The following is an 11,810-nucleotide window of genomic DNA, read 5'->3' on the forward strand; positions in this document are numbered from 1 at the left end:
GCCATTTGAGATAGTATTGAAAATCTTATTAGATTTTTAATATAATAAAGTTTTTGCCCAGATAGCTCAGTCGGTAGAGCAGAGGATTGAAAATCCTCGTGTCGGTGGTTCGATTCCGCCTCTGGGCACCATTTTAAAAAGCTTCGCATTTGCGAGGCTTTTTTTATGCCTGATAAAAATACATTACTTTTGCGGCCCGCTCTAAAATTCCATCTTTTATTCAAAATCTTATCTTATTTACGCTTTTTAAGCGTATGTTTTAGTTTTGTGATCTAGCGCACAATTTTCACATTAATGAAAAGAATCTGACATTTTACCCTTGAGGTTTTATAAAATGCCCTCAATACTATTGTTGAGGTAAACAAGAAAAGGAAAAATGTATGAAGATAAATCTTTCGGGTCACCATGTGGATATTACAGATGCAGTAAGAGCTCACGTTGAAGAGAAGTTTGCCAAAACCGCCAATCATTTTCCATCGTTATTAGCACTAGATATTATTGTAAGTAACGAGAATAAAAAGTTTTACACAGAAATTACAACCACTTATTCAGGTGTTCGTATTGCCGTTAAAGGAGAGGGGGACGTGATGTACCCGTCAATAGCAAGCGCCGCTAAAAAGTTAGATGCCTCACTAAAACATAGAAAAGGGCAGCTTAAAGCTGATTTACACAGTAAGCCGGTGAGTACTACGCCGGAAATTGCACACGAAATAATTCAAGAGATGGATTTACGCTAGGTAATAGAGCTTATGCGTAACAACTACCTAAGGGCCTTAACAGGCCCTTTTTTTATGCTAGACTGGGCAACATTTTCAGTTACTAGAAGTTGTTTTAATGCCCAATTATCAAGCGGTGCTCGATGCCACATTTAATCACATACAACCTTTATTACATGCAGGCAAAGTTGCTGATTATATCCCTGCATTAGCTGAGCAAAAGATAGGGCAATTTGCAATTGCGTTGCATACTAATGAGGGTAACAGTTTCACTGCTGGTAATTGTAATACACGCTTTACTGTTCAGTCGGTATCAAAAGTGATGACGTTAACCATGGCGTTGCAACGATATGAAGATGAACTATGGCAAAGAGTAGGTAAAGAGCCCTCTGGCACTGCTTTTAATTCGTTAACACAGCTCGAATTTGAAAATGGTATTCCGCGTAACCCCTTTATTAATGCCGGTGCTATTGTAACCTGTGATGCACTTTTTTCTCGTTTGGGGGCCCCTATCCATACTATGTTAGAGCAGTATCGCCGCCAATCAGGTAATGCAAAGGTAGTCATCAACAAGCGCGTGGCACAATCTGAGTTTGAGTATCGCTACCGCAATGCAGCCATGGCTTATTTAATGAAGTCATTTAGTAATTTTAGTAATGAAGTAGAAGAAGTGCTTTGGTCTTACTTTAATTACTGCGCGATTGAGCTTAATTGCGTTGAGTTAGCCCGCACATTCTCCTATTTATCTAATCAAGGTTATTGCGCACAAAGCCAGCAACAACTGATCAGTGCCAAACAAACTAAGCAGCTAAACTCTTTGCTATTTACCAGTGGTTTATACGATGCAGCAGGAGATTTTGCGTATCGAGTGGGTATGCCAGGTAAGTCAGGGGTGTCTGGTACTATTATTGCTGTAGTGCCTGGTCAATTTACCATTGCTGTATGGTCTCCGGGGTTAGATAAATTTGGTAACTCAGTTGCAGGTATAGCGGCGCTTGAGTACTTATCTGAGCAACTTGGAACGGCTATTTTTTAGTTTTTTGATTAATTAAAGATTCGGGGCTTATATGGACTCCCTGTAAATGTCACAGAGCACTGTTATTTTTATACTAATTTGCTTAATAATTAAGCCATCCATCTTCGGCCGTGAAGCATGTCGATAGTATAGCTATCGACTCCTGTTATCTCCAAGGCACCTACATTGATATAGGTAAGGCAGAAATATCGCTATTTACCTGTTCTAAATAAGAAATACACCTGATTTGATGTAAGTGTAATTGGGTGTAATTTCATATTGTTCATGTTCTTAGTATAGTGGATTTACCTAAATAAGAGGTGTGTAGCAGATTGAATTATTAGTGCAATTATGGCTGCAACCTATCTATTAAATAAAGTACCAACTTTACAGTTGGTACTTTGGTGCACGTCAAAGGTGATTGGTCTATTTTGAATTGATTTTTAGAATACAGGAATATGCAAGTTCAATACGGCATTCTTTTTTTTAAAAAAATTAGTACTTTTATCATGTTTGGCTAGACTAAAGGAAGAATGATAATAAGTTCAAATTGAACATTAAAGTTAATGATTTAGTCAAGGATCCTTGGAGCTAGGTAGCATAGATGGAAAAACAACAAGTTGAACACGGTCCCGTGTTGGATTACGCTGAGCCTCGTGTTGATGAGTTATTGAAGCACTCAATACGCACACAGCTAGAGTCCTTATTAAAAGCAAAATTAACGACTGGGCAGCGACAGCAGGTTTTACAAAAAAGTTTCACTGATGCAATGACTTTGGTGTTGAGCGACACAAAAGCAGAGCATAGCACTTTACTTAAAGCTTTTGAGGCAATGTATGACCAAGCTGTGCAATCTATGGCATTGGCGCAGCTTAGTGAAGAATTACTCACCAAACAGTATGTATCAGCCTCAGGGCTAATAATGTCACCTCATAACTGTAAGCACACAATTAAAGATGTTTATCGCATTCAAGGATATGCACGCGGTTTAGACCGAGCAATACATAGTAAGCTTAAACATAATGATTCAGTTACGATCCTCTACCCCGCGTGCGGTCCTTTTGCACCATTATTATTACCATTATTAAGTTATTACAAAGAGAGTAAAAAATTCACTAATAAACAGGTTAAAGTGATATTGGTGGACGTTCATCCAGGTGCAATTTTAGCGCTCACACAGCTAGTAGAAGATTTGCAACTTAGTGAATATATTTTGCGAATAGAAGAAGCTGATGCGACAGAGTATAAGCCCAGTGAATCAATTGATATTCTTGTACTTGAAGCGATGCAGCATGGCTTTACCAAAGAAGGTCAGTTAAGTATTGCTAAACACTTGGTGCAGTTTTTAACAATTGACGGCTTGATGATCCCGCAAAATGTATCGGTTAGAGGGATGATGGTAGTAGGTGAAACAGAGTTTAACCAGCAATGGAAGCAAGCACAATACAGCCACTCGCTAAATGTAAATAACGATGCGCAGCAAGACCGAGTAGAGCTTGGTGAAATATTAAGTATTAATAAGTCAACGTTGCTCAATATGCAAGAACTTGAATTGCAAGATGGAGTAAAGGTTATTCCTGCGAGCAAGATTAAACTACCCTCAGGAGTGAAAGATATGGGGAAGCGTATTTTAGCTATATATGCTCACATAGACACTTTTGCTGATGAAGGTGTAGAGCAATATGACTCAGGTGTAACGCATCCTAGACCGGACATGACTTTTTACATAGATGCTAAACCCAAAGATATAGAGCATACCCATTTTGTCGCTCACAGTGGCGACATGGTGCAGTTTTATTATCAATTGAGCGGTTTACCTGGATTTGTGCCTGTAAAGTTGTAAGGAGGCAGCAATGCAAAAGTTCGCAGTTTTTACGGGTAGCTGCCAAAGCTTACCTGTTGTGCAATATTTATTACAAACCAATCAATTAGCTTGCGTGGTATTAGTCGATGGGCAGCCTAACCCTGATTTAATGCAGCTGCAACAATGGTTAAAGCAGCAAAATATCACCACATTACCTTATAGTAAAAATGGCGATGACGCTTTGCTGTCGCAACTAGATAGGTTAGCCGTTAATTGTGGGGTCGTTTATTTATTTAGGCATAAAATTCGAAAGCCACTAATGCAATATTTTAATGGTGAGCTTATGAATATTCATCCAAGCCCCTTACCAGAATATAGAGGCCCACAGCCGCTCTATTGGCAGCTTCGTAATGGCGAAACGTTAACCAAACTGACCATGCATCAGGTTACACAAGAGCTAGATTGTGGTGACATAGCATGTGATGTAGAGATAGATATTCACCCTTTTGACACTATTCAATGTTTATATCAAAAGACATCACAGGCATTGCTTCATTTGATATCGCAGTATTGCGAATTGAAACAAAACAATCAGTTAGCATTGTGTAAACAAACTACAGAGTACACAAAATTAGCGCCTGCATTGCAACCTTCCGACTTAGTGGTTAACTGGAGCACATGTAACACAAGTGACATTGTTAATATGGCCAAAGCGGGCAACTTAGATCGGTTTTGTGCACAACTAATATTTCGTCAAAGTACTTTTCAATTATTACAGGCTTCAAAGGTTGAGTGTGCATTAAAAGGTATTACACCAGGGACCATTATTGAGCTTGGCTTAAAAAGTGGCTTAATAGTGAAAACACATGATGGTGCCGTAAAGTTAGATATTTTAGGCGCTACTCAAGGGTGTTTTGATGGGTATCGCTTTGCGCTTTTATTTGGTTTAGAGCCCGGTTTAGTATTTGATAACGATGTAGCAGTAAATAGTAGATAAGCAATTTTTATGGTGGCTTAGTTGAGAAGGGGCGATAAATTAAAAGCCTAGCTATTAGGCTAATGTAATTTATCACCTCTGCAGTCTAACTATGCTCTGATATTAACCTCAGAAGCGAGATAGATATGAATATTAAGATAGGTTTAACCAACCGTTATGGATATGAGCTAATAGCTTATCCTTTTAATGGTGGTGCATGTCCTGACAATGGAGAAAAAATAGCACCACTTGAGGGAAAAGGGGAGCTCACTATAGCCTCTGGAGAAAATGCAATCATTGATGTGCCAGGTATGGGGTCTTTGTTAGTACAATTTTTGGGTGAACAAAAATTAGAGAACTTTCATGATAGAGCTTGTGAAAGCCCCAGTGCGTTTGATCAGTACGAACAAATGGCATTACTACGTTACAAAACAACTGAACTTTATTGGCGATTTCCAAGCAGTGACGATGCACAACTTGAGCTAAGCGTGAATGATATTGGTACCGTGTGCTTAGACAAAGTGCTATCAGGAGAAGCTCGGCGTGTTTCACTACCAGAGTTTTTTATACCACCAGTATTTTTGCCTAGTGGCGTTGATGAACAAGAGTCACAGGCAGAGTAGGCGGCTTACATTGTGAATTTAAGTTGTATGTAAGCACACATCGCGATTAGTTCGCGACAGGGTTATAACTGAGAACAAAACTAAATTACACACTCTGTTTGTGTTGTTTTGCAACAAGAGTATAAAACAAATTATGAGGAATTAAATATGGCTACTGAACCATTTATTGGCACACTTACTGCTTTCGGCGGTACTTTTACCATTGAGAATTGGGGTATGTGTTGGGGGCAGATGCAGGCAATTAGCGAGAATACGGCTTTGTTTTCATTACTTGGATCAACATTTGGTGGTGATGCTCGTACCACTTTTGGTTTGCCTGATTTACGAGGTCGTAGCCCTGTTGGTTATGGGGCTATGCCTGGGGGCTTCAACTATAATCTTGGTATTAAAATGGGCTCTGAAAGAATATCTCTTGATACTTCTCAAATTCCATCTCACATACATACAGCTGCTTTTTCACCTTCTGGTGGAGGAAGTGACGTGGTTGGTGTGCTACAAGTTGCTACAAACGATGCCAATACAAAAATACCTGACTCCTCAACTTATCTTGCAGCTAATAGCAGCCAAGCATACTTTAAGCCGGGCCTTCAGGCTGCAAGCTTAACAAGTATTGAAGGATTGACTGTGTCTGGTGGAGGTACTTCAGGCGGAACAGTTACGATAGGAAGTACAGGCAGTTCAAGCCCAATTAATATCATGAACCCAGTATTGCCCATGAATTGGCAAATTGCATTACAGGGTATTTATCCATCACGTTCATAATGATTGTGATAGCTGATTGGTTTGCTTTAATCAGTTGAAGTACGTGTTTGTTTGATGGTTAATCATTAAACAAACACACATTATTTTATAGTAAATAATTGGTAGTTACCCATTGTTGTGGCTATGACGTAGTAACATTAGGATTAATATAATGAAATTAAACAAGATCACAAAGGCTATTGCGTCAGTCGGGTTGTCTGTTGCTAATTTGGTTACAATCAATGCTTGGGCTGCCCAGCAGACGGTAAATTTTTCTGCAGGAAGTGGTTCAGGATTTCAGTTCCTGAAAGATGGCGAAAATAGTGTAAATGATGTTACTGGTTTTAGTTTAATATTCGATGCAGGTACAGCACCAGATTATATAAGTATTAATGACTGGCAATATTTCACAGGCACAGCTGCTTATTCTACCTCACTCACAAGTGTTAATGGAGGTGGAACTAGCGTTGGGATGATGCTTTATGAAGAAAATGGAGACGCCTTTAGTTTAGAGTCATTCACATTTTATCGTCAAACATCCACTGATAATGGTAATTACTCAATAACGTTGAAAGGTTATTTAGACGGTGACCTTAAGGTTACTCGTAACGTTGTTATTCCGAATGCCTCCTCTAATACGTCTTTTACCATGACTCGTGCATCAGACTTTAATGATGACCTTTTTAAAAATATTGATAAGGTGACTTTGGACTTTCCGGTAATCAACTCAGGGAGTGATTATGATCCTCGTCACGCTATTATCAATATCGTTATTGATAATGCGGTTGCTACTGACAGCACAGCCCCTATTTTAAGTCAGGTGACGCCTGTTACGACACCTACCAATGACAACACACCAAATTATACTTTCAGTACGGATGAAGCTGGCACGTTGTCTATTGGGGGAAACTGTGGTACTTCGACGTCAACAACGATAAGTGGCACTGGCAACCAGACAATTATATTGACGCAAACAGATAATAGTTCGGCATTAGCAGATGGCACTTATAGTAATTGTACCGTAACAGTCACAGATGCTGCGGGTAACTCCAGTGATGCACTGGCTATTACGAGCTTTACTGTAGACACCACAGCACCAGCGGTAGCAGAGGTAACAGCGGTTACAACGCCAACAAACGATACTACACCGAGTTATACGTTTAGTAGCACAGAAACTGGCGCATTTACAGTCGGTGGTAGTTGTGGTACTTCAACTTCAACAACTATCAGTAGTACGGGTAATCAGCCTATTACCCTTACGGATACGGATAATAGTTCAGTACTGGCGGCGGGTACATATAGTAATTGTACGATTACCGTAACGGATGACGCTGGTAATTCAAACACCCCTCTTGCTATTACCTCATTTATAATCGACACGACAAACCCCACATTTGATGGCGCAAGCTCAACCCCTAATGATAATGCCACGGATGTGTCTGTAAGTAATAACATTGTTATTGATTTTGATGAAAACATTGCACTGGGTACGGGTAATATTACGGTGCGTGATGTCACAGGTAGCAGTGATGCTGAAGTGTTTAACGTGGCCACAGAAAGTGACGGTGCAACTACCAGCCCAAGCGCGGGGCGTATTGGTATTGTAAACGATAAAGTATATTTGAACCCAACAAGCAACTTAACTGGAAACCGTAGCTATGCGATTAGAGTTGATGCAACTGCAATTGATGATACATCAGGTAACAGTTTTGCTGGGCTTAGTAACGATACTACATTTAATTTTACCACAGCCAATACTATTCCAGATGTGGATTTAAATTCAGGTACTGGCGGTAATGATAATAGCGTGTCGTTTTCTGAGGGCAGTGGTGCTTTAAATATAGCTCCAAGTGCTACGGTCACAGAGGCTGATGGCGATACAATAACGACCATTACAGTGAGTTTAACGAATGACCAAGATGGTGCGTCGGAAGGGCTAAATGTAACGGTTGCGGCGCAAAATGCATTAAGTGGTATTTCTGGTGCGTCAGATATTACATTGCAAGACACTATCACGGTCACTGGTGCGACAGCTTCGGCTGCTGAAGTACAGACTTTTTTACAAAACATTAGCTATAACAATACATCTAGCTCACCCAATGAGACAGCGAGAACAGTAACTGTTGTGATAAACGACGGTACTGCAAATAGCACTAGTCGCACGGCGACGGTTAGCGTTAGTAATGTTACTTCTGCCAATAGCGCCGCCGCTGGCTTTAACACCACAAACGGTACTAATTTATCACCTGCGATTACCTTTACCGATGACAACGAAACATTGGCTATTACTAATACAAGCCATGCTACAGGGTCAACAGCGGATGGTGGAAATGGTACAGACACATTATTTGCTGTGGATAGTGTTGATTTGACTGGCCTGACAAGTTTGACTAATTTTGAGACGCTCACACCAGACAACGATGGTGCATTAACGTTAAGCGAATCACAGCATGAAAGCTTTAGTACTATTAATGGCACGGGTGACAACCAATTTACCATAGCCAGTGCGAATGGCGATCAATCGCTAACAGGTGATGCCGATATTGAAACTTATGTGCTAGGTACTGCGATGAGTTTTACGCTGGCTAGTGGCTCACAAAATGTAACCGGTAGTACAGGTAATGATACTGTTAATGTAGCAGCATTGACTGCAACCTCAACCTTAAATGGTGGTACGGGCACTAACACTTTACAAGCAAGCTCTGGCGCAAACATCAGTGGTGCAACCTTGTCTGCATTTAGCTCCTTAACCCTTGCCAGTGGTGCAAGTGTGACTATGACTGAAGCGCAGCACGATATTTTTTCTACAATTACAGCACCTGGCACTGAGACTATCACTATTAGTTCTTCTACAGATGGTTTAACGGGGGGAAGTGCCGTTGAATCATATATTTTATCTTCAGCAAACACGTTTACACTTGGTGCTGCAGGGCAAAACTTAACCGGCAGTACTGGTAATGACACCGTAAACGTAGGGGCTTTAGCTGCTACGGGCACTTTAGCCGGCGGCAATGGAACAGATACCCTGTCAGTGGGTAATACTGGGAGTATTGCCGGGGCAACCCTCAGCGGTTTTGAAAACTTATCAGTAGCCAGTGGTGGTACTGCAAGTGTAGCTGCATCACAGCTATCATCTTTTTCAGGCACAATATCGGGCAGTGGTACAGAAACATTGACCATTTCAGGAGATGGTAACTTTTCAACTGTTTCAGCGATAGAAAACTACACATTAAGTGATGATAGCACGAATGCTCGAACCGTAACGATTAGTGCAGCGGGGCACTCGGTTACTGGGAGTGTTTCATCTGATGCGGTAACGTTTGATATTGGTACATTGACTTACACAGGTACTATTACCGGTGAGAACACTGTGGCAGATACGTTAGCGATGGGCAATGGTGCCAATATTACAGGCGCAACGGTGAGTAATGTTACTAACTTGACGTTGGCATCAGGCGCAACTGTAAACATGACAGCTAGCCAGCATGGCGACTTTACAGGCACGATAACCGCGCCGGGTTCAGAGAGTATAAACATTACTGGCGATGGTAATATTACCACTCTAACTGGCATAGAAAGTTATAACATTGGGGATGACTCAACTAATACGCGAACAATAAATATATCGTCATCCACTACGAGTGTTAGCGCGACATCAGGCTCTGATGCAATTACTTTTTCTGTGGGGAGTAATACTTATACTGGCTCGCTCAGTGGTGAGCCTTCGGTTGCCGATGTTGTATCTGCGAGCGATGGCGCTGATGTGACCGGCGGTGGTTTTTTTAATATTGGTTCATTAACATTAACTAGCGGTGCAACCGTTGCTATTGATAGTGTAAACGTAAGCAATTTCTCAAACGCTATAACGGGTAGTGGCGGCACAGAAGTGCTTAAACTAATGGATGGCGGTACGTTTAATTTTGCTAATACTACTGTGTCTTCAGTGGAAGGGATAGCATTAGGGACTGATAGTATTTTTAATATTACCCTAACTGATAACTTTAATGCCAATGGTCAGTCTGTCACTGTAACAAACACGACCGGAAGTGCTATCAGTGCTGACCAAACAATTAATGCCTCTGCGTTTGCAAGTGATGTGTTAGTTATTTCTGCCACTGACTTAGATGGCTCTGATACCATCACTGGGGGCAGTGGTGCTGATACCATTCGCCCAGGTGCGGGTACAGATACCATGACAGGCAATGATGGTAATGATAGCTTCGTAGGTGCAGTAACCGATTTAAATGGCGATACTATTGCTGATTTAGCGATAGGTGACATAGTAAAAGTTACCAATGTGACAGGGTTATCAACTAGTAATGTGCGTTTTAATGGCACAGGGACGCTGGAAGTTGATACTAATGCAATCGATTTTGCCAATGTAGAAGTGTCTATTACGTTAACGAATACCCCAGGCGGTAATTTGAGTTTTACTGTTGCAGATAACGGCAGTGATACAGACATAACCTTTGTTGCACCGAATGATGTACCCGTGTTTAGTAGTTTAAATGGCGGTGGAACATTTGTAGAAAATGGCAGTGTGATTGGTATTGATACCGATGCCACAGTAGCCGATACTGAGTTAGATGCACTTAATGCGGGTAATGGTAATTATAATGATGCAACCTTGACTATTGCACGCAGCGGTGGTGCTAACAGTGAAGATGTATTTAGTAATCGGCTCTTGTTAGGCGCATTAACGCAAGGCAATGTATTTACTTATAATAGCGTTACGGTGGGCACTGTTACCACGAACTCAGCCGGTACTTTAGTGTTGACCTTTAATGGCAGCGCGACATCGGCAATTGTTGACTCGGTCATACAGTCAATTGGGTATAGTAATAGTTCTGAATCTCCTTCATCTTCTATTACGTTAAACTTTACCTTTAACGATGGCTCTGCCAATAGCACCGGTACCAATCAAGCTGTTATTAATATTACCGCGCAAAATGATGCGCCAACTGATATGAGTTTGTCTACAACTACGGTGAATCAGTCTTCGACTGGTTCGGGAGCCAATATTGGTGGGTTATCAACAACAGATGTAGACACCAGCGATAGCCATAGTTACAGCTTAGTGAGCACCGGATCTAGTGTAACAGGAACGTGCACTGCAGATACTAATAATGGTAGTTTTCAGGTAAATGGTTCTATTTTACAAACTCAGGCAGCGTTAAATGCAGGCAGTTATATAGTTTGTTTGCAAACCAATGATAGTACAACCACATTCCAAAAGTCATTTACAATAACAGTGACAGATGACGTGGCACCTAATGCACCGTCAACACCAGATTTAGATGCAGCTTCAGACAGCGGAGCATCCAGTACTGACAATATTACCAATGACACAACACCGACTCTAAGTGGTACCGCAGAAAGTGGTTCTACCGTCACTTTGTACAGTGATCAGGTTGGCGGTGGAGCAACTGTGATAGGAACTGGCACGGCGACTGGGGGTAATTGGCAGATCACTGCGAGCGCATTAACTGCCGGTTTAGTACATGCTATTTCTGCTAAAGCGACGGATAGTAGTAATAATGTAAGTAGTAGCTCAAGTGCTTTGAATGTCACAATAGATACAACTTCACCAACAGCACCAAGTACGCCAGATTTAAGTTCAGGCAGTGATACAGGGTCTTCTAATACTGATAATATTACCAATGATACAACGCCGACCTTTACGGGTACTGGCACCAATGGTGATACAGTCACAATTATATCCAGTGTTGATGGCTCTGTGGGAAGTGCCGTTGTCAGCGGTGGCGTGTGGAGCATAACGCCAAGTTCAGCGATGTCTAGCAATACACATACCATTAGCGCAAGAGCAACAGACCCTGCAGGTAACACAACTAATAGTGTATCTGGGCTGTCAATGACTATTGATACGAGTGTTGGCACGCCTTCAATTACCACCCCGATAGAAACCGACGACATC

The 11,810-nt window shown here is 41.3% G+C and carries 7 protein-coding genes and 1 tRNA gene; all 8 read left to right on the forward strand.

Annotation, left to right across the window (positions count from 1 at the left end; genetic code table 11):
* Positions 1-55: 55 nt before the first annotated feature.
* Positions 56-131 (forward strand) — tRNA-Phe (locus SANK73390_RS18745).
* Between the two features lie 249 nt (positions 132-380).
* Positions 381-737: a ribosome hibernation-promoting factor, HPF/YfiA family gene (gene hpf / locus SANK73390_RS18750; RefSeq protein WP_462767902.1), complete on the forward strand. Its 357-nt coding sequence runs from the start codon at positions 381-383 to the stop codon at positions 735-737.
* A 97-nt stretch (positions 738-834) separates the two neighbouring features.
* Positions 835-1,752, forward strand: coding sequence for a glutaminase B (gene glsB / locus SANK73390_RS18755; protein ID WP_462767903.1), 918 nt, complete (start codon positions 835-837; stop codon positions 1,750-1,752).
* A gap of 583 nt (positions 1,753-2,335) precedes the next feature.
* Complete coding sequence (locus SANK73390_RS18760) at positions 2,336-3,574, forward strand: SAM-dependent methyltransferase (protein ID WP_462767904.1); 1,239 nt, start codon at positions 2,336-2,338, stop codon at positions 3,572-3,574.
* A 10-nt stretch (positions 3,575-3,584) separates the two neighbouring features.
* Positions 3,585-4,532 carry a formyltransferase family protein gene (locus SANK73390_RS18765; protein ID WP_462767905.1) on the forward strand — a complete coding sequence of 316 codons (948 nt, stop codon included), beginning with the start codon at positions 3,585-3,587 and terminating at the stop codon, positions 4,530-4,532.
* A 125-nt stretch (positions 4,533-4,657) separates the two neighbouring features.
* Positions 4,658-5,134 carry a hypothetical protein gene (locus SANK73390_RS18770; RefSeq protein ID WP_462767906.1) on the forward strand — a complete coding sequence of 159 codons (477 nt, stop codon included), beginning with the start codon at positions 4,658-4,660 and terminating at the stop codon, positions 5,132-5,134.
* A gap of 147 nt (positions 5,135-5,281) precedes the next feature.
* Positions 5,282-5,896 carry a phage tail protein gene (locus SANK73390_RS18775; RefSeq protein ID WP_462767907.1) on the forward strand — a complete coding sequence of 205 codons (615 nt, stop codon included), beginning with the start codon at positions 5,282-5,284 and terminating at the stop codon, positions 5,894-5,896.
* Between the two features lie 151 nt (positions 5,897-6,047).
* On the forward strand, positions 6,048-11,810 hold a 5,763-nt coding region (locus SANK73390_RS18780), incomplete at its 3' end, for an Ig-like domain-containing protein (RefSeq protein WP_462767908.1).

It is taken from the genome of Pseudoalteromonas sp. SANK 73390 (genome assembly GCF_054966645.1).